Annotated in this window: 18 protein-coding genes; 7 read left to right on the forward strand and 11 right to left on the reverse strand. The window is 57.5% G+C overall.

Annotation, left to right across the window (positions count from 1 at the left end):
- Window positions 1-23: 23 nt before the first annotated feature.
- From AC2CGQ_RS03205 to araD, 5 genes are read left to right on the forward strand one after another with little or no spacing between them, the layout of a single operon-like run.
- Window positions 24-1,514: a sugar ABC transporter ATP-binding protein gene (locus AC2CGQ_RS03205; protein ID WP_015378501.1), complete on the forward strand. Its 1,491-nt coding sequence runs from the start codon at window positions 24-26 to the stop codon at window positions 1,512-1,514.
- Window positions 1,511-2,500: an ABC transporter permease gene (locus tag AC2CGQ_RS03210; protein ID WP_004935592.1), complete on the forward strand. Its 990-nt coding sequence runs from the start codon at window positions 1,511-1,513 to the stop codon at window positions 2,498-2,500. Before AC2CGQ_RS03205 ends, AC2CGQ_RS03210 begins: the two co-directional genes overlap by 4 nt.
- An 8-nt stretch (window positions 2,501-2,508) precedes the next feature.
- Entirely contained in the window at window positions 2,509-3,996 is a 1,488-nt protein-coding gene (locus tag AC2CGQ_RS03215; protein WP_484593466.1) for an FGGY-family carbohydrate kinase, read from the forward strand.
- Window positions 3,983-4,852, forward strand: coding sequence for an L-ribulose-5-phosphate 3-epimerase (locus AC2CGQ_RS03220; RefSeq protein ID WP_484593467.1), 870 nt, complete (start codon window positions 3,983-3,985; stop codon window positions 4,850-4,852). The genes AC2CGQ_RS03215 and AC2CGQ_RS03220 overlap by 14 nt, the downstream gene beginning before the upstream one ends.
- Complete coding sequence (gene araD, locus AC2CGQ_RS03225) at window positions 4,846-5,538, forward strand: L-ribulose-5-phosphate 4-epimerase (RefSeq protein WP_021505898.1); 693 nt, start codon at window positions 4,846-4,848, stop codon at window positions 5,536-5,538. The genes AC2CGQ_RS03220 and araD overlap by 7 nt, the downstream gene beginning before the upstream one ends.
- Window positions 5,539-5,544: 6 nt before the next feature.
- Here the strand turns inward: araD and AC2CGQ_RS03230 are convergent, their stop codons facing one another.
- Window positions 5,545-6,549, reverse strand: a complete 1,005-nt coding sequence (locus AC2CGQ_RS03230) for a LacI family DNA-binding transcriptional regulator (protein ID WP_004935582.1) — start codon at window positions 6,547-6,549, stop codon at window positions 5,545-5,547.
- A gap of 353 nt (window positions 6,550-6,902) precedes the next feature.
- On the opposite strand from AC2CGQ_RS03230, the gene AC2CGQ_RS03235 reads away from it, so the two are divergent.
- Window positions 6,903-8,717 (forward strand): hypothetical protein, encoded by a 1,815-nt coding sequence (locus tag AC2CGQ_RS03235; protein WP_484593468.1) that lies wholly within the window; start codon window positions 6,903-6,905, stop codon window positions 8,715-8,717.
- 158 nt (window positions 8,718-8,875) lie between these two features.
- Here AC2CGQ_RS03235 and AC2CGQ_RS03240 read toward each other — a convergent pair whose 3' ends face one another.
- Window positions 8,876-9,790: a LysR family transcriptional regulator gene (locus AC2CGQ_RS03240; protein WP_484593469.1), complete on the reverse strand. Its 915-nt coding sequence runs from the start codon at window positions 9,788-9,790 to the stop codon at window positions 8,876-8,878.
- A 107-nt stretch (window positions 9,791-9,897) separates the two neighbouring features.
- On the opposite strand from AC2CGQ_RS03240, the gene AC2CGQ_RS03245 reads away from it, so the two are divergent.
- Complete coding sequence (locus AC2CGQ_RS03245) at window positions 9,898-11,205, forward strand: serine hydrolase domain-containing protein (RefSeq protein ID WP_484593470.1); 1,308 nt, start codon at window positions 9,898-9,900, stop codon at window positions 11,203-11,205.
- A 93-nt stretch (window positions 11,206-11,298) separates the two neighbouring features.
- On the opposite strand, the gene AC2CGQ_RS03250 is transcribed toward AC2CGQ_RS03245, so the two are convergent.
- From AC2CGQ_RS03250 to AC2CGQ_RS03290, 9 genes are all read right to left on the reverse strand, one after another.
- Window positions 11,299-12,072: an ankyrin repeat domain-containing protein gene (locus tag AC2CGQ_RS03250; RefSeq protein WP_484593471.1), complete on the reverse strand. Its 774-nt coding sequence runs from the start codon at window positions 12,070-12,072 to the stop codon at window positions 11,299-11,301.
- A 136-nt stretch (window positions 12,073-12,208) separates the two neighbouring features.
- A complete protein-coding gene (locus AC2CGQ_RS03255) occupies window positions 12,209-12,967 on the reverse strand; it encodes an ankyrin repeat domain-containing protein (protein WP_021505891.1) in 759 nt (252 codons plus the stop codon).
- Window positions 12,968-13,374: 407 nt separating this feature from the next.
- On the reverse strand, window positions 13,375-14,124 hold the full coding sequence (locus AC2CGQ_RS03260; RefSeq protein WP_099982713.1) for a glycosyltransferase family 2 protein: 750 nt from the start codon (window positions 14,122-14,124) through the stop codon (window positions 13,375-13,377).
- A 102-nt stretch (window positions 14,125-14,226) separates the two neighbouring features.
- On the reverse strand, window positions 14,227-15,306 hold the full coding sequence (gene lptG / locus AC2CGQ_RS03265; protein ID WP_015378490.1) for an LPS export ABC transporter permease LptG: 1,080 nt from the start codon (window positions 15,304-15,306) through the stop codon (window positions 14,227-14,229).
- A complete protein-coding gene (gene lptF, locus AC2CGQ_RS03270) occupies window positions 15,303-16,373 on the reverse strand; it encodes an LPS export ABC transporter permease LptF (protein WP_484593472.1) in 1,071 nt (356 codons plus the stop codon). The genes lptG and lptF overlap by 4 nt, the downstream gene beginning before the upstream one ends.
- Window positions 16,374-16,401: 28 nt before the next feature.
- A complete protein-coding gene (locus tag AC2CGQ_RS03275) occupies window positions 16,402-16,968 on the reverse strand; it encodes a YtfJ family protein (protein WP_021505888.1) in 567 nt (188 codons plus the stop codon).
- Window positions 16,969-16,988: 20 nt separating this feature from the next.
- Window positions 16,989-17,858 carry a hypothetical protein gene (locus AC2CGQ_RS03280; RefSeq protein WP_015378487.1) on the reverse strand — a complete coding sequence of 290 codons (870 nt, stop codon included), beginning with the start codon at window positions 17,856-17,858 and terminating at the stop codon, window positions 16,989-16,991.
- Window positions 17,855-19,192, reverse strand: coding sequence for a lipopolysaccharide biosynthesis protein (locus AC2CGQ_RS03285; RefSeq protein WP_004935553.1), 1,338 nt, complete (start codon window positions 19,190-19,192; stop codon window positions 17,855-17,857). Before AC2CGQ_RS03285 ends, AC2CGQ_RS03280 begins: the two co-directional genes overlap by 4 nt.
- Window positions 19,193-19,264: 72 nt before the next feature.
- Window positions 19,265-20,059: a nucleoside/nucleotide kinase family protein gene (locus tag AC2CGQ_RS03290; RefSeq protein WP_075686268.1), complete on the reverse strand. Its 795-nt coding sequence runs from the start codon at window positions 20,057-20,059 to the stop codon at window positions 19,265-19,267.
- Window positions 20,060-20,088 lie beyond the last annotated feature (29 nt).

Consider the following 20,088-nt stretch of genomic DNA (forward strand, 5'->3'; position numbering starts at 1 on the left):
CGTTCGGCGCGGAGGGCAATGCGGTGACACCTTTACTGGAACTGAAGCGAATAAAAAAGAGCTTTCCCGGCGTGAAGGCGCTGGACGGCATCGATCTGGCCATTCAACGCGGCGAGGTGCACGCCCTGCTGGGCGAAAACGGCGCCGGCAAATCGACGCTGGTGAAAATCATGTGCGGCATCCATCAGCCGGACGAGGGCGACATTTTTATCGACGGCGAGCAGCGCCGCTTTAACAACTATCGCCAGGCGATCGAGGCCGGGGTCGGCATTATTTTTCAGGAATTCTCGTTGATTCCCTACATGAGCGCCATCGACAACATCTTCCTCAACCGGGAGATCAGGAACCGCTGGGGCCTGCTGGATCGGCGGGCGATGCGGCGCAAGGCCGAGGCGATCTTCAAGCGGCTGACGGTGGCTATCGATCTCGATTGCCCGGTGGAGCAGCTGAGCGTGGCGCAGCAGCAGTTCGTTGAGATCGCCAAGGCGCTGTCGCTGGAGGCGCGGGTGCTGGTGCTGGACGAACCGACCGCCACGCTGACGCCGGGCGAGGCCGAACACCTGTTCAGCGTGATGAACGATCTGCGGCTGCTGGGCGTTGGCATGGTGTTTATCTCGCACCATTTGGACGAGATCTTCACCATCTGCGATCGCATCACCGTGCTGCGCGACGGCGCCTACATCGAAACGCTGGCCACCGGCGACACCAACGTGGAAGAGCTGGTGCGGCTGATGGTCGGGCGCAAAATCGAGAACGCCTTCCCGGTGAAACAGCATCCGGTTGATACCGAGACGGTGCTGCTGGAGGCGGAGATCCAGCGCGAGAAGCACGGCGCGACCGACCGTTTTCGGCTGCACAAGGGCGAGATCCTCGGCTTCGCCGGGCTGGTGGGCTCCGGGCGCACCGAGACCGTCTCGGCGCTGATCGGCGCCAGCCGCTGCCACCGCAAACGCGTCAGCCTCGGCGGCCAACCGGCGGCGCTGCGCTCCCCGGCGCAGGCGCTGGCGCAGGGCATCGGCCTGCTGCCGGAGAGCCGCAAAACCGAGGGCCTGGTGCTGCCGTTCTCGGTGGCGCAGAACATCACCCTCAACCGGCACCACCGGCGCGGCAAGATCTTCGTCAGCGCCCGCAAGGATCGCGACGTGGTGCAGCGGCTGATCCGCGCCGTGGGGGTGAAAACCCCGGACGCCGAGACCGCCGTCAGCACCCTGAGCGGCGGCAACCAGCAGAAAGTGGTGATCGCCCGCTGGCTCAACAACGACTGCAACATCCTGATCTTCGACGAGCCGACGCGCGGCATCGACGTGGGCGCCAAGGCCGAGATCTACCAGCTGATGCAGCAACTGACCCAGCAGGGCATCTCCATCATCATGATTTCCTCCGAACTGCCGGAGATCATCGGCGTGTGCGACCGCGTGCTGGTGTTTCGCGGCGGCCACATCGTCGCCGAGCTGACCGGCGACGACATCGAATCCAACCACATCATGCTTCACGCGACCGGGAGTGCCTTATGATCGGAATTGAACAACCCGCCGTGGCGCGCCGCGCCGCCGGCCCCAGCCTCGGCAAGCGCTGGGAAAAACTGCTGCATCACCCGGCGGTTCTGCCGTTTATCGGCTTCGCTGTCCTGTTCGTGCTGATGAGCCTGCTGAACGACAGCTTCCTCAGCGTCAACAACCTGACCAACGTGGCGCGCCAGGTGTCGATCAACGCCATCATCGCGGTGGGCATGACCTGCGCCATCCTGACCGGCGGCATCGATCTCTCGGTGGGGCCGGTGATGGCGCTGGCCGGTTCGGTCGCCGCCGGGCTGATGCTGGCGGCGGTGCCGATCCCGCTGGCGATGGTGGCCGCGCTGGCGCTCGGCGCGCTGTTCGGCCTGGCCAACGGCGCCTGCATCGCCTACCTGCGCATGCCGCCGATCATCGTCACCCTGGCGTCGATGGGCATCGCCCGCGGCTTGGCGCTGCTCTATACCGGCGGCTACCCGATCTCCGGCCTGCCCGACGTCTTCTCCTTCTTCGGCCGCGGCACGGTGCTGGGCATCCAGGTGCCGATCCTGATCATGCTCGGCGTGTATGTGCTGGCCTGGCTGATGCTCAACCAGCTGCCGTTCGGCCGCTACGTCTATGCGATGGGCGGCAACGAAGAGGCGGCGCGCCTGAGCGGCATCCGCGTGCCGCGCTACAAGATGCTGGTGTACGTGATCAGCGGCCTGACCGCCGCGCTGGCCGGGCTGGTGCTGACCTCGCGCCTGATGAGCGGGCAGCCCAACGCCGGCGAAGGCTTCGAGCTGGACGCCATCGCCGCCGTAGTGCTGGGCGGGGCGGCGATCTCCGGCGGGCGCGGCGCCATCGTCGGCACGCTGGTGGGGGCGATGATGCTCGGGGTGCTCAACAACGGCCTCAACCTGATGAACGTGTCGCCGTATATCCAGAACGTGGTGAAGGGCGGCATCATCCTGGCCGCCATCTACCTCAGCTCCGTGCGGCGCAAATAGGAGGCGCGATGTCAGTCTTTCTTGGCATAGACGTCGGCGGCACGGTGATCAAGGCCGGGCTGTACCGGGCAAGCGGCGAAGAGCTGGCGATCGCCGAGCGCGACGGCGCGGCGATTGCCGCCCAGCCGGGCTTTAGCGAACGCAATATGGACGCGCTGTGGGATGACGTTTGCGCGGCGATCCGCCAGACGCTGCACGCGGCGGGGCTGGCGGCCGGGCAGGTGCGCGGCGTCAGCTTTTCGGCGCACGGCAAAGGGCTGTACGCCATCGACCGCCACGGCAAACCGGTCGGCAACGGCATTCTCTCTTCGGACAACCGCGCGGCGGCCACGGCGGCGGAGCTGCGCCGCGCCGGGGTGGACGCGCAGACCTACCCGCGCAGCCTGCAGCCGCTGTGGCCCAGCCACCCGGCGCTGCTGCTGCGCTGGCTGAAGCAGCGGCAACCGGCGCAGTACGCCGCCGTCGATCGCATCCTGATGGCGCACGACTACCTGCGCTTTCGCCTCACCGGCGAGGCGGCGGCCGAGGTGACCAACATCTCCGGCAGCAACCTGTTTAACCAGCGCAGCGGCGCTTACGATCCGGCGCTGATGGCGGCCTTCGGCATCGAAGAGGCGCAGGAGAAGACCGCGCCGGTGATCGGCTCGGCGCAGCTGGCCGGGCGGGTGACGGCCGCTGCGGCGGCGCAGTGCGGCCTGCGAGCGGGCACTGCGGTGTACGGCGGCCTGTTCGACGTGGTGGGCGCGGCGCTCAGCTCCGGCGTGGCCGACGATCGCACGCTCAGCGCGGTGGCGGGCACCTGGTCGATCGCCACCTGCGTGACCGATCGCATCATTCCCGCCGATTACCCCTACGCCTGGGGGCGCTATTGCATCGACGGCCGCTATTTCGTGCACGAAGGCAGCCCGACCTCGGCCGGCAACCTTGCCTGGTTCCTGCGCCAGTTCTGCGCCGACGACCGGCAGCGCTACGCCCAGTTCAACGCCTGGGTGGCCGAGCGCCGCGAGCAGCCCAGCGGGCTGCTGTTCCTGCCGTATCTGTACGGCTCCAACCTCGGCGGCAACACGCCGGGCGGGCTGATCGGCCTGAGCGCCCACCACGAGATGGCGGACGTGGTGCAGGCGATCTACCAGGGCATCGTGTTCTCGCACCTGATCCATCAGGAGCGCATGGTGCAGCTGAACCCGCGCATTGAGCGGGTGCGCATGACCGGCGGGCCGACGCAGTCCGAGGTGTGGATGCAGATGTACGCCGACGCCGGCAACCTGCCGCTTGAGGTGGTGGAAACGCGCCAGAGCGGCTGCCGCGCCGCCGCCCTGTGCGCCGCCGTCGGCGCCGGGGAGTACGCCGGGTTCGCCGAGGCGATCGCCGCCGCGCCGCCCAAACTGCGCTGTTATTATCCCGCGACCGCCGCCCATCGGCGCCTGCGCGCCCAGCAGGCGCGCTATCTGGCGGTCGCTCAGGCTTTGAGTGAGGTGACTGATGCAAACGACTAACGCCGCCTGTCTGGGGCTGTATGAAAAGGCGCTGCCCGCCGAACTGAGCTGGCCGCAGCGGCTGGCCACCGCCGCCGAGCTGGGCTTTGAATTTGTGGAGATGTCTATAGACGAACAGCCGGCGCGCCAGCAGCGGCTGGACTGGGATCGCCGCCAGCGGCTGGCGTTTATCCAGGCGCGGCTCGACAGCGGGGTGACGGTGCCGAGCCTGTGCCTGTCGGCGCACCGGCGCGATCCGTTCGGTAGCGCCGACGCCGCCACCCGCGAACGGGCGCGGGTGCTGATGAGCAAGGCGCTGGAACTGGCGACGGATCTCGGCATCCGCAACATCCAGCTGGCGGGCTATGACGTCTATTACGAACCGGCCGATCGCCACAGCCGCGAGCGCTTTATCGAGGGCATGCAGTGGGCGGCGGCGCAGGCCGCCAGGGCGCAGGTGATGCTGTCGGTGGAGGTGATGGACACGCCGTTCATCAACAGCATCAGCAAATGGCGCGACATCGCCCGCCACGTCAACAGCCCGTGGTTCACGGTGTATCCCGATCTCGGCAACCTCAGCGCCTGGGGCAACGACGTCGCCGCCGAGCTGGCGCTGGGCATCGGCAGCATCACCGCCGTGCACCTCAAAGACACCGTGGCGGTGGGGCCGGGCAGCGCCGGGCAGTTCCGCGACGTGCCGTTCGGCGAGGGCTGCGTGGATTTCGCCCACGCCTTTTCCGTGCTCAACGCGCTCGGCTATCGCGGCCCCTATCTGCTGGAGATGTGGGCGCGCGAAGACGGGCAGGACAAGCAACGCATCGCCCAGGCCAAGGCCTGGATCGAACAACAGATGATCAATGGAGGCATCGCATGCTGAACGAACTCAAGCGGCAGGTGCTGGCCGCCAACCTCAGCCTGCCGGCATACGGGCTGGTGACCTTTACCTGGGGCAACGTCTCGGCGATCGACCGCCAGAGCGGGCTGGTGGTGATCAAGCCTTCGGGCATCGCCTACGAGGCGATGACGCTGGCGGATCTGGTGGTGGTGGATCTGGAGGGCAAGGTGCGCGAAGGGCACCGCAAACCTTCATCTGACACCGCCACCCACCTGGCGCTGTACCGCGCCTTCGCCGATATCGGCGGCGTGGTGCACACCCACAGCCGCAACGCCACCATCTGGGCGCAGGCCGGGCAGCCGATCCCGGCGCTGGGCACCACCCACGCCGACTACTTTTACGGCGACATTCCCTGCACTCGGCCGATGAGCGAGGCGGAGATCGCCGGGGATTACGAGGGGGAAACCGGCAAGGTGATTATCGAGACCTTCAATCAGGCGGGGCGCGATCCGCAGCAGGTGCCGGGGGTGCTGGTCTATTCCCACGGCCCGTTCGCCTGGGGCAAGGACGCGGCGGATGCGGTGCACAACGCGGTGGTGCTGGAGGAGGTGGCGATCATGGCGATGGCGACGCGCCAGCTGGCGCCGGCCATCGCCCCGATGCAGCCGGAGCTATTGGACAAACATTTCCTGCGCAAGCACGGCAAACACGCCTACTACGGGCAATAGCGCCCGTCAGCGATTCAACAGTGAGCCGGTGAAGAACTCTCTGCGCACCGGCAACTCGCCGCGCGGGCTGTTAATGGCGCTGAACAGCAGCTCCGCGGCGATCTCCCCCAGTTTCTGCGTATCGTGATACACCCCCGGAATGTGCAGGCCGTAAGCGCCGGCGCGCGGTGGTTCGTCTATCGAGAAGAATTTCACCTGCTGATAAAGCCCCATCTCGTGGCAGATGGCGATGGCGCCCAGCGTGATGATGCCGTTCAGGCCGATGATGTAATCCGGGCGGTTCTCCGGCTGCGCCAGATAGGCGCGCACCTCGCTTTCTTGCGAGGTGAAATCGTAGTCGCCGTTGATGATATGAATCTCACGCCCGCTGCCCTGCAAGGCCGCGACGATGCCGGCGGTGCGCGTTAGCGTAATTTCCGAATCCGCCGGGCCGCCGATAATCAGCAGCTTCTGCTCCGGCTGCTCCGCCAGATAACGCCCGGCCAGCACGCCGATCTCGCGGTTATCGAGGAACACGCCGCTCAGCTGCTGATCGTAAAGGTCACGGTCGATCAGGATCAGCGGCACGCCGTACACCTCGGCCAGCTCGAGATAGGCGGGGCGGTAGCGCTTGTCGTCGCGCACCGCCGACAGCAGGATGCCGCGCGCCTTGTAGCCGAACAGCGCCTGAATGGCGCGCATTTCCGCCTCTTCGCTGCCGTCGGTGTCGAACAGCATGATCTGATAACCCTGCTGGCGCGCAATGCGCGACACGGTCTTGATCAGGCCGGAATAGAACGGGTTATACATGCTGCTGGTGACGATGCCGATAATCTGGCTGCTGCTGCTTTTCAGCCCCTGCGCGAACGCGTTGGGTACATAGTTCAGCTCTTTGGCGATGGCGTGAATGCGCTCGCGGGTTTCCGGCTTGACCAGCTCGGGCTTATTGAAGGCGCGGGAAACGGTGATATTGGTCACCCTGGCGCGGCGGGCGATATCCACGATAGTGGCATTGGGATTGGCTTTTGACACCGTCTTTCCTTGCGTTATGCCTCAACAGATCCCTTATTGTAGGGAAAGGGCGGGGGCGGTGCTAGGGGGAGTTGGGGGGGTATTTTTTGAATGATTAGTGGTGATGCAGGAATAAATAAAAATGCTAATATTGGAAATAATGATATTTTTATTAATTTTAATTTAAATGATATCGCATGGATTTACTTTGTTGATGACTAGCTGGGGGGATTCTGGTTTAGAAGGCTGCCCTGCTAAGATGAATGTTGATAACGACTACATTATGATTTATAAGTAAATATAAATGATGTGGTTTTTAGGTAATACATTTTTTTGAAGGGAAATAACAATCTGATTTTTATGAGGTAGTTATTATGATTGATAGATTGGAACTTACCAAAAACATCCAGTTCTATGATTTGATTATACCTGAGGATAATTTAAATAGAACAATAACAGATGTGGAAATAAATTCAATTTTAGATTCATCAGATGAAAATATTGACCCTGATAGTGGTTATCTAATAAATGATTTTAGGGTGGAAAATAGATTAATTGAGGGTGATATCCCGTACAAGTACTCATTGAGAATTTTTCCATCACTTAGGCCTGTGTATTTCATTGGTGAAGTTGATGATGGAAATAACTATCAAGATAAGATTTATGCATTTATATTGATTCTTGAGTTTGACAACAGTATAGCGATCATAAAAAAAAGTTGCTCAAATATATCAGATAAAATTGAAAAGAATTTTAACTTGGTATCGAGTGATTTATTAGTAGGTACTTTTAATGATTTTGAGGTTTCTTTTCAAAAAATATCCACGAGAACAATCACTAACTCAGACAAGGCAATACGGAATAGATCAGCAGAGTCAGCAGATCTTAAAGGTTCTTACTCTACTCATGCTGCAGGTAGATCAATACCTTATTACTTGAAGCTCAGACAAGGCGCGGTAATTAAGACAATATCTGGTTCTGGACGACTAGTAGAAGCTTCACAGAGAGTGAATTTTTATGAAGTTGCGGAATGGTCTTATGCTCAACTTTGTCTGATAAGGCAAGGAGGAGGGGTTAAAGACTTCCTGAGTTATTTTGCCAAACAAAAAGAGTTAGGTGAAGTTTTAGACTTAACGAAGCCAAATGCATTGTTAATTGAAAGCACTTCATTATATGAGAAGTTACAATCAGAAGGGGCGATAATAAAATATAAGTTGCCTGATGGAACGGATCATATTCTAAATGATATGCAAGTAAATCGGTTACTCCGTAAACTAGAGAGAGTTTACCAAATAGAAGAAGATCTGACTATTTTTGTTCCAGCTGGTAAAGCTAAAATTAGAAAAAATAACAAGACATTAACGATTGACGCGACTATTCTGAAAAAATTAAAAGTTTCATCCAAGGCTAAAGATGTAACTTTGCAAAATTTCATATATAAAAATGGTTTCTATAGCATTACATTTACTGATCCTAGTTATATGTATTTCATGGGTAATTGTTTCGAAGACTCTTCAGGGGTATCTGAAATCAATAGTATATTAGACATGCTCATCCCTAAAAGTAATATAAAAAATGTCTCAAGTGAAAAAGGGGGGCTTTCTAAAGGAATGGTTGATTTTCATAATGATTCTATGTTTGATGTAGTGGAGAAAATTCATGTTAATGATGACTACATATTTTGTGATGATCTAGCTGATGAGTGGGCAGACCATATAACATTTAACAAGGCTGAATCTTGTATTTGCTTTATTCATTCAAAGCATGGTGATAAAAGTACTTCAGCAAGTAAACTTCATGATGTTGTTGGGCAAGGTATAAAAAACCTTGGTTACATGTATTTTAGTACTGATGATTTTACCGATAAAATCAAAAATAAATTTAGGAAATATTACGATGGTGTTTATAAAAAACAATCAGCACCAACCAGAATAAAAAGGATAAGAAAAGGTAACACTAGACATATTAAAAAGTATCTTGACGAACTTTTTAAAGATGTTAGGTTGCATAGAAAATGCATCCTCAGTTGTTCATTTATCTCTAAAAAAGAAATAAAGCGAGAGTTTACTAAGTTACAAAAAAAAGAGCCGGTTAAGCCTCATGTAATCCAGCTGCTATGGATATTGTCATCATTTTCGCATGCTGTAAAAGAGGTTAATGCAGTTCCAATTATTTATTGTGATGAATAGAATGAATAGGGAGGATTAAAAACCTCCCTAGATTTACCAGTGACTAAGGGGTACTAAGAGAAAAGTTTTAGTTTAAAAGAGATTTTACATGCAATGCAATTAAGAGCTCTATGATCTACTGCTAGAATAACGTCGTTCAACTAGCTACTACTTGTTTTTCAACTTCCGCTCAAAGACACGTTCTTCTCCGACCCTCGCCACAACCCCGGCAACAACCCCAACGTCTCATCAATCAACGCCCGCCGGTCATTGCCGGGCTTCCAGATGGTCACCATGGTTTGGCTGATCCCCTGGCTGCCGACTTCGGTGCGCAGCGTGTTGACGTTTTTCCACTGCTCGGCATGCATATGCGTCGGCAAGAATCCCCAGCCGCAGCCCTGTTCGAGCAGGGCGCGCAGCATTTCCAGTTCGTTGGTGAAGATAGTGTGCCCGGAAATTTGCAGGCGGCGCGCCACTGGTTCGTCAGAATCCGGGTGCATAATTACCTGCGGAGTCAGGGAGAGTTCCAGCAGCGAAAGCGGCTGTTCCGCGCCGGGGAAAAGCGCTTTGGCGGCGTAAAAATCCATCTCTATCGCCCCTAGGGCGCGCCACTCCATGGCGTCGCCTACGCTGCGGTTGCGCGCCTGGCAGATGCCCAGATCGGCCTGGCCGCTTGCCAGCAGGCTTTCAGCTTCGTCGCGCGAGGCGTTAATCAGGCTCAGGCGCGTGTTGCGTTGGGCCATGGCGGCAATCAGCGCTTGCAGCAATGCACGGGGCGTGAAGGGATCGTAGACCAGCGAGATTTCCTGCGCCGTGCTCTTCGGCACGTCTTTGGCAAACGCCTCAAACGCTTTCACCTGCCGCATCAGCAGATGCGCCTGGCGCTGTAGCTGTTCGCCTTCCTGCGTCAGGTGCAGGCTGCGCCCCTCGCGCAGGAACAGCGCATAGCCCAAGCCATCCTCGAGAAAATCAATCAAATCGCGCAGCGTCGTGCGGTCTTTGCCCAGCTTGAGCGCGGCTTTCGCCAGGCTGCCGTGCTCGGCCACGGCGGTGAAGGCTTCCAGTTGGGCAAAGGAATAAATCAGGCTCGGCACGCGGTTCTCCCGTCGATTTTTCGGGGGATTTTCCCCCATCAGGCGTTTTTTATTATAGGCCGCGTTTTTTTAAGCTGAACACCTTCCTGAGCTAAGCGAGAAAAAATATGAAAAGCAAAGTGTTTAACCGCAGCCTGCTGGCGGGCGTTGTCATCAGTCTCTGCAGCGGCCTGTTGGCGCCCGCCGCGCTGGCCGCCTGTGCGGGCACCGAACTCAGCGCCTGTCCCGCGCCTTTCGATGCGCAATTGCCGGACACGCACAAGATGCTCACCTGGAGCCAGAGCGACCGGGTGATCGGTTTTCGTAATGACTACCGCAACTATGCCGGGGATGTGTTCCACCACGGTAACGCTGCGCCGCTGCTGGCTGCCGCTAAACCGCTAACGGACGCCAGCTATCGAGTGAATGGCAAAACCTACCACCTGCAGGATTATCTGCAGCGCCAGAACGTCAGCGGCATGCTGGTATTGAAAGACGGCAAAATCGCCTGGAAATATCTGGGGCAGGGTAATACCGACGCCACGCTGTGGACGTCGCGCTCGGTGGGCAAATCCGTGGTCGCCACGCTGGTGGGCGTAGCGATTAAACAGGGCAAGATCCGCTCGCTCGACGATCTCATCACGCAATACGAACCCGATCTGAAAGGCACCGCGTGGGACGGCGTGACCCTCAGGCAGCTGATCACCCACACCTCCGGCGTGGCGTGGAATGAGGATTACACCAACCCGAAATCGGACTTCGCGCAGCTGACCGAGTGTGAAGCCAGGCCTGGCACCTACGCCTGTGTGCGCAAGCTGGTAGCCGGCCTGCAGCGTGCGCATCCGGCTGGGCAGAACTGGTCTTACTCCTCCGGCGGCGCTTGGTTGCTGGGCGACGTGTTGGAACGCGCCACCGGCATGCCGCTGGCGACCTATCTGGAACAAAGCATCTGGCAGCCGTACGGCATGGCGAGCGACGGCGTGTGGCATGCCTACGCCAAAGGCCAGCACGACGTGGGTGCGCACGGCTTTAACGCCACGCTGGAAGACTGGGGGCGCTTCGGCGAATTCATTCTGCATAACGGGACGCTGCCGAACGGCAAACAGATCTTGCCGGAAGATTGGGTAGCCCAGTCGGCCAACTGGACGCGGGCGGCGGGCTCGGTGTCGGCGGCGCACCCCGACGGCATTTACGGCTACCAGTGGTGGAACAACGAAGTGCCGGTGAATGCGATTAACGTAGAACCCGCTCCGCAGGCCTCCCTCAAGCATTCCCTGCGGGCGCTGGGGATCTTCGGCCAGATGCTCATGGTCAATCAGGCGGAGAATCTGGTGATCGTCCAGTGGTCCACCTGGCCTCAGGCGGAGCCTTCTTTCAGCGCGCAACCGCTGGAGGCGTCGCTGATGTTTAGCTCGATAGCGAAGGAATTGCGTTAACCCCGGCAACTATCGACAGAGCGAGCAGGGGCGGTTGCCATTTCGCCCCTGAGCGGCATATTACATGTCTTCGACGCTGACCTTAAGGGAGTCTCAATTCTCTATAGGTAGAGGAGGCCAGTCTCCACCGTTTTTAATTAACAATTCTTTTATCTTGTTGATTTTTTCTTTATCCTCGGTGTCGCCTACACCTCTATCTATAAAGCGCTGAAGCTGATTGCCCATAGTCCAACCAAACTTACCCTTGATTTTATTATCTGCACCTCTCTCCAATAAAAGAATCGTATGATCAAACGAGCGATAGTCTAGGGAGTTTATTAACAAGGTATTCCCCAATGAATCCATTGTATTTATATCCGCACCATAATCCAGCATCACCTTTAACGTTTCAGTGTTCTTGGCTTTGATTGTTTGGAATACAATGGGCTCATTGAATACCTTATCTTTTGCGTTTGGCGGTAAACCGCCGTCGAGCATGGCTTTGACCCAAATCCCCTTGTCGGCTTTCATGACGAATTCCGCTGGGCTGCTTCCTCCTTCTGGTCTGGGTTGCAGCGGGTCTGCGCCAGCTTTTACCAAGTCGGTTATTATTTTCAGCCTTTCTGGCGTGTTTTTATCATAAATTGAGTTTAGCACCGACCAAAACAGCAGGGTCATGTCCGCCTTAACCGGTCGATTCAGTTCTTGCTTACTTATTGAAGGAAGCTTTTCTTTCAGTTTCACTTCATCGCCATCATAAATTAGCTGTGCGACTTCCAGCTGCCGGCCTTCAAAAAAATCCTGTGGCTCATATTCCATGCTTTTGTTGCATCCTTGCACCATGAGGACAGTAAACAGTAGCGCTATTGCCATTATCAATTTGCTCATACTCTCCCCCTGAGAATGGTGGCATCCTCGTCTCTTCAATCAGTTTTTTGGTCTATAGCGTGTTTATCGAAAGCCAGATGTAACCTGACAGCTTCAGTATAAATAACCGGCAGCTGTCAGATCCGAGTTAGTGAAATTACTGCGTTTCCTTTGCTCCTTTTAAAAGCATGAGCTCGAGTATTTTCTTACACTGTTCATTGTATTCTGAGCCATCTTGGCTGTCTTTGATTTGCCGATTCACTGCTGTTAACAGCGAAAGATTGTTTATATTTACCGGGTTAGGATTCGCACCCCGATTGAGCAGTAGGGTCATGTGCTCAAAGGCTGAGCTAAAAAAAGCATCCATTAATAAGGTTTGTTGTAAGGAGTCTCTGATATTTATATCCGCTCCGTAATCCAGCATCACCTTTAACGTTTCTGTGTTCTTGGCTTTGATTGTTTGGAATACAATGGGCTCATTGAATACCTTATCTTTTGCGTTTGGCGGTAAACCGCCGTCGAGCATGGCTTTGACCCAAATCCCCTTGTCGGCTTTCATGACGAATTCCGCTGGGCTGCTTCCTCCTTCTGGTCTGGGTTGCAGCGGGTCTGCGCCAGCTTTTACCAAGTCGGTTATTATTTTCAGCCTTTCTGGCGTGTTTTTATCATAGATTGAGTTTAGCACCGACCAAAACAGCAGGGTCATGTCTGCCTTAACCGGTCGATTCAGTTCTTCCTTGCTGACAGAGGGAAGTTTCTCTTTCAGTTTCACTTCATCGCCATCATAAATCAGCTGTGCGATGTCCAGTTGCTGGCCTTCAAAAAAATCCTGTGGTTCATATTCCATGTTTTTTTTGCATCCTTGCATCATGAGAACAGTAAACAGTAACGCCATTGCCATTATCAACTTGCTCATATTCTCCCCCTGATAGTGGAGACATCCTCGTCTTTCTGATCTTCAATCATCAGGTGAAATAATATCATCGGCGATATACAGCAGTTTCAAACTGGAAAACATAGTGTGTCTCTTCCTTTGCTTGCTGCGTCTTGGCCTGTTCAGGCGGGCGCTCGCACTCCTTGCACTCGATGGCCCCCTGAGGGGCATGTTATCGAACGGCAGCCAGCGATAGCTAACGGCGCTTAGGACACCAAATAAGGGATAATAACGGCTCAGGCCAATTTGTAAAGCCGGTCAACTATTAACCGGAAAGTTCTTGTTTTCTAAAGGCTGCTGTAGGGTGTTAACTTCGCCGCTCAAATCGATAAACCAACGCCAGGATCAGTAGCGGCGGGGAAACGCCCCTGTTTCTGTCCTTAACATTATCAATCTTTGCCATACCAGGATTTAAAATACTTCAGGAAACTGTAGGCCACGGCATAAAAGCCAGTGACGGCGCCGACTTTGCCTTCCTTCCATGCCCCGCTCAGTATGTACCATTTAAAAAATGCGCCGATCGCGCTAACGATGCCACGAAATATCGAGGGCCTAATGTTTCTGTATTTTACTACCCTTGTCGTATAGCTATTGAGCTTGTTGAATATTTCATGGAGAGAGTAAAAGGTATCGTGCTTAACATTGCCGGGAATGACCGACGTGTGAATATAGCCTTCAGCGGCATCATCTACCGGAGCATCATTGAACCTGACCTGCGTTCTATTGAACAGCCGAACGGGGTAGTCCGGTGAGGAGATGGGATAAATCGTTCTGACTGGCTGTCCGAGAACAAACCAATTCCTTTTGATTCTAAAGGCTTGCTGTGGCGGTGGGTTTTCCTGCGATTTGAATGTTAAAATGGACGCTATGGTTTCGGCATCAAGGATTTCGTCGCTGTCCAGGCACAACACCCAGTCATGATGAGCTTGAGAAATCGCAAAGTTCATTTGCCGTCCGTGAGTCTCGAAACGATGATAAATAGGGCTGATTCCAAAGCTTTGGCAAATAGACAGCGTTTTATCCGTACTGCCGGAGTCCACCACAATCCACTCATCCGCAATGCCCATGAGTGGAGAAAGCACCTCGTGTAATAAACGAGAGGAGTTAAAAGTCAGTATACAAACAGCTATCTTTGCCATTAACTAACATCCTTAAAAATCGCGAGCAGGTGAGTGCGTGATGTTTTCTCTGGAATGGAAATTGCGATTCTCTTCTTATCCCTTATCAACCTCAGAAAATGCTTAACCCCGCCGGTCAAACCGATAAACCAGCACCAGCGCCAACGCCAGGAGCAAAAGCGGCGGGGCGAGGGCGGTGAAGGGCGCGTTGAGGGCGAACAGCAACCCCAGATTGAGAACGATCTGGTAAGCGATGTAGGTCAGCAGCCCGATGATGACGCCAAGCGCTAGCCGGCTGCCCATGCCGGGGGCGCGCGGGGCGGTGAAGGTAAACGGGATGGCCAGCAAAATCATCGCCAGCACCAGCAGGGGCTGGCCGAGTTTTTTCCACAGCGCCAGGCGGTATTCGGTGCTGGGTTGCCCCGAGCCTTGCAGGTAATCGATATAGCGATCCAGCTGTTGGAGCGAGAAACTGCCCGCCGGCAGGGTCAGCTCTTTCAGGCTCGGCACGGCGAACAGTGAGCGCCAGAGCAGGCTGTCTTGTCGTGCAATCGTCTCCTTTCTGCCTTGCCAGCTTTTCTGCATCACGTTGTGCAGCAGCCAGCTGCCGTCGGCGGCGGTGCTGGCGCTGTCGGCGTAAATGTAAGACTCCAGCGCGCGGTTAGCTTGATAACGGAAGATCTCAATGCCGTGGGGCTGGTCGTTCTCATCGACGGTTTTCACTGTCACAAACTCGTTGCCACGCCGCGCCCACAGCGGGTTAACGGTAACGTCGTTATTATTCGACTGCGCCAGGGCGTTATTCTTCATTTGCAGCGCGCGTTGCTGCAGCGGCGAGGCGGCCCATTCATCGAGGGCGCCGAGCGAGAGGTTCATCAGCAGCCCGGCGGCGAGCATCACCAGCGCGATGCGGAATATCGACATCCCGGCGGAACGGATCGCCGTCAGCTCCAGGCTCTTGGAGAGCTGCCCCAGCCCAACGATGCCGCCGAGCAGCGCGATAAACGGCCCCAGATCGACCAGGCTGCGCGGCAGGGTCATCACGGTCACCAGCAGCGCCTGCTGCCAGCGGTAGCCGCCTGGGGTCACGTCCTCCAGCTCGTTGATCAGCGTAAAGGTGGTGAACAGCGGGATGAGCAGCCCGGCCGCGGCGGCGAAGCCGATGAACACGTTGCGGATCAGATAGCGGCTAAAAAGGGTCATCGGGAGGGTTTCCGCAGCAGGGAGAGGTCGCGCGCCAGCAGCAGGGCGATACCGACAGCCATCGCTATCGGCACCAGCCAAACGCCGGGGATCGTCGGCAGAGAGCCGTTGGCCACCAGCGTGCGGCAAATGTTGCCGCCATAGAAAATCACGGTAAACAGAACCGTGAGGGGCAGTAGTGCGGCGTAGCGCCCCTTCCGCGGCTTGATGCGGCTAAAGGGGATCGCCAGCAGCACCATCAGCACGGTGGTCAGCCCGCGGCTCTCGCGCCATTGCAGTTCGGCGGCGTCGCCCGGATCGGCGGAGCGCGCCAGTTCCGCCGGCGAGGCCGACTTGTGCCGGCTCTCGGCGCTGGGCAAGAACGGTTTGAGCGCGATGTCGAAGTTGTCGTAGTTCTGCCCGTTGTCGTCGGTGCCCTCACGATCCAGCACATAGGCGGTGCCGGTTTTCAGCCGCACGGCGGGGCTGGCGGGGGAGGCGTCGAGCACCTCCACTGACTGCGCGCGGTACAGGTTGGTGTGATGGCCGCCGCGCACATAAATCAGGGCGTCCGTCAGGTGGTTGGCCGTTTTGTCGACGTGACTGGCGAGGATCATGCGGCCGTTGCCGCTGACGTTGAATTTGTCGGCCTGCAGGTGGCTCACGTCCAGCACCGATTGCGACTGTTGCTGCAGCTGATAAATATTGGCGTACGCCCAGGGTCTGCCATACAGCGACAGCAGCGTGACCGCTATCGCCAGCGGCACGGCGAGTATCAGCACCGCCTTGTACAGCCGCAGCGGGCTGGCGCCGGCGGCCAGCATGGCGGTGATCTCCGCATCGCTGTACATCTGGCTCAGCGCGACCGCCACCGAGACATACAGCGCGACGGGCAATATCATCTCCAGCGCGATCAGCGATTTATAGAAAACCACGTCGGCCACCACCCGCAGCGCCAGCGTGCCGTTGGCGGCGTCGGTCAGGTAGCGCTGAGCGGAGTAGCTGGCGAACATGAAGATCAGAAACCCGGCGATCATCATCACCAGGCGGCGGATCTCAACCGTGATATAGCGTTCAATCAAAGACATGCGTTATCGGTTCCCGGCGGCGTGCGCTTCATGGCGTCTCCTGCGCGATCAGCGCGCGCAGCAGGGCGATCACCTGGTCAACTTCCTGCGGGGTGAGTGCGCCGTCCTTCGCCCACTGCACGCGCCCGGCCTTGTCCAGCACTACGATGGTGGAGCTCTCCTCCGGCAGCCGCCAGGCCATGCGCCCCAGCCCGTCGCTGTCGACGATGAATTGCGCCCAGGGGTAATGCCGCTTGTTTTTCTCGATCTTGCCGCGCACGAAGAAGCCGGAGCCCGGTATCGCGTCGTCGGTGTTGACGATGGTGGTCGGCTGGAAGCGATCGCCCGGCAGGTTCGCGTCCTTAACGGCGTTGATCAGCAGCGAGTTCTTCTTTTTGGCGGAGGTGCGCCCGGCGATGTACTGGATCACCCGCACCTTGCCCGCCAGTTTTGCGCTGTTCCACGGCCGGTAGCTGAAATCGCCGTTGCGCAGCAGCAGCTCGCCGCGATCGGCGATGGCGATCGGCGCCACCGGCCGGCCATGCACGAAGTTATGCGCAGATGCCGTCAGCGGCGACAGCAGCAGCGCAAGGGGCAGCAAGCGACGTAACGTCATCATGGCTCCGGGCAACCCGCTTATCTGCCCGCCGCGATGGCCGGCTGGGAAAACGACAGCGGAAAACGCGCCAGCAGCAGCTCCAGGCGCTGGCGGATGTCGATATCCAGGATCGCCGGCCGATCATAGATATCGCCGCCGGCCAGCTTGTCCGCCACCATCACGTCATGCCGGTCGCCCATCAGGCCGTTAATCGCCGCCAGGAAGCGCGAGATCTGTCGGGCCTCGCGGTTGTCGGGATCGATCGATCTCAGCGTGTCGTAGAACGAGACCTGGCGGCTGACGATTTTGCGCACGTCATGGAACTGATGCCCGGTCAGCGACGGGCCGGCGATCAGCGTTTGCAGCTGGCGCATTTGCTCCTGGCGGTAGGTGATAAAGCCCTGTGCGCTTTCCAGCCGGGTGTGGCGCAGCGCATAGCGCACGTAAGACCACACCGGCTTGCTGAGCAGCAGCCGCAGCAGGTTGCCGTAAAGCGTCAGGTTCTTCTGGTTGCCGTTGCGAAACGCGTCCTGAAAATGGCCGAGCACCACGGTGGTGGTGTGGAACAGGCGGTTGGCGCGGTGCGGGGCGCCGTACAGCTGCTGGGCGAAGCGCAGGTGCTTATAGCGGGCGCGGATATATTTGTAGCGCATGCGGGTAGCCGCCGCCAACTGCGGGTCTTGCAGGAAACCGTTCACCAATTGCAGCAGCTCGCGGCGGGAAAAGCCGTCTTCCCAAAACTGCAGGCACAGCGCGTAGTTGTCCCGAATGCTCTCGGGGGAGCATTCCAGATCAATCTGCTGCGGCAGGCTGATATTCGCCTCAACCAGGTCGTCCTCTTCCACCGCGACAAACAGCGCCTGGGTGGTTTCGGCTGAGAACTTTTTCCAATTATTGCTAGCGGTCATTGATTACTCTCTTTGGGCACATTCAGCCCCAACATAAAGCGATTGCGGTAGGCGCCGATCGTCGGTATCAGGGATAACAGAACGTCTAAACATTGCCCAAGTAAATAAGCGAAGGCGGCGCCCTGCACGCCGAAGGCATACGCCATCGACACCAGCAGCGCAATGTAGGCCGCCGAGGCCGTCGCCTGCGCGATCAGGAAGGCGCGCTGTTTGCCCGCCATAAACAGTAAGGATTCCTGCGGGAAGCCCATCATGGAGACGATGATCGCGCCCAGCATGATTTGAATCAGGTCATAGGCTTCCAGGTATTGCTGCCCGAATACCGCGGAAATAAGCGGCTTGCCCACCAGCAACATCAACACCGCAACGGCCAGGCCGATGCCGCCGGCCAGCAGCGAAGAGCGCAGGCCGAGCAGCCACGGGGTCTTGGTGCGCGGATCCAGGCGCATGATCTCGGGATAGAAGCTTTTCTCCAGCAGCTTGGCCGGGGTGCCCGTCGCATCGAAGAAGGTCATGGCGATCTTGAACAGCCCGGCGGCGGCCGGGCCGAGCACCACGCCCACCAGCACGGTGGTGCAGGAGTTGCGGGCGGCCCAGATGGTATGGGCGATGTTGGTGGTCCAGACGAAATTCCAGGCGCCCTCGATGCGGCGCGCGACGTTGAACAGGCGCGGCCTCAGCGCGCCATGGATATCGCGGCGGCGCAGCTCGCGCGCGGTGAACCACCAAAACAGCGTGCCGCCGATCAGGTTAGAGGCGTACCAGGTGACGATAAAGCCGGGGAACCCCAGATCGAAATAATAGGAGATGACGCTGCCCACCGCCTGCAGGAACGGTTTGATCGCCTGCTGGATGGCGATTAAATCGAAGCGGTTGAAGGCGCGGAGCACGCCGGTCGGCGTGGACGAGGTCATCGATGGGATCAGGGTGCAGTACAGCATGGCGAGCCAGAAGCTTTCGCTGTCCAGCCCCAGAGCGTGAGACAAGAACGGCAGCATGATCATGCCGCCCAGCACGGCGATGACGCCGCTGGCGATATCCAGGCCAAAGGAGAAGGCGACGACGTCGCGGAAGCGCCCGGTATTTTGATGTTCCAGCGCCGGAGTGCCGAATTGCACCACAAACTGCCAGGTCTGGAATTTGATGAAATCGCTGACCGCTTTGGTATAGGCCTGAATCACCACCAGCACGCCGAACATTTCAGGCGACATGCCTTTACCGGCGCAGGAGAGCGCCAGCAGGCCGAGCAGCGCGCTGGCGACGCTGCCGGAGCCCAGGTAGGCGGCATTACGTAAAATGGAACGAAACGCGCCGTCGGAAAACCACCGTTTCATAGCCCAAACCAGCCGTTATCGTTGTTTTGCTGCATTTTGTGTTCCGCAGTCATGCGTTTACCCTGTATTCGTTTAATAAACCTGAGTTTCTTTACCGGCGTTCTCGCCGGGTTGCCCGAGATCGCTCTGCGGGCGCTTCGCGGGGTTCACCACGGCGGAAATGGCGTTGAGCGCATTGCTCAGCACCTCGTCGTAAGGGGCTCTGGCGTCCAGCTCGATGATGCGTGAACCGTTGTATTGCAGGCGCACCATGGCGGCGATCTTGTCTTTCAGCTCTTCGTAACTGTGATCGGGCTTGCGGGAAAAGGCCGTATCGACGTCGATATCAAGGCGAATGATCAGCTCCGGCCGATTGACGGCCATGCGTTGATATAAACGGCGTTCGCGCGCCGCTAGGCGGCTTAATAGCCACCCTTTTGCGCGTTCCACGCCGATGCCGGGCCCATCGTAGTAAAAACCTGAGATTTCCGCCTGCGGGTAGCGATCGCTGATCACCAGAACGCCGCTCTGCGCCAACCGCCGCACCTTGCGCAGGTTGGATGCGCGCCACAGCGAAAAGCCGTACATGATCAGCGCCGCCCACAGCGCCGGCGGCCTGTTGCTCATGCGCTGGGTTTTGTCGGATTTGGCCGCCAGGCGCCGTTCCAGCCACACGCCGATGAACGGCAAACGCTTGATTTTGTCGCCGTCTTCGCCGGAGATCAGCCCCAAATAGCGCCGCTCCGTGGGGCGATGTTGCTGCAGGTTTTTCACCAGGTCGGCGGTCAGCGTGGACTTGCCCGTACCGTCGCTGCCCACCACGGCAATCAGCCCGGTGATGCAGGTGGGAGAGGTATCCTGTTCGGCGGTGAGTTTATTTTTTTTCATCTGTTTCGGTACGGAAAGGTTATTTGTCG

Source organism: Serratia sp. DFXYC6 (assembly GCF_057196085.1).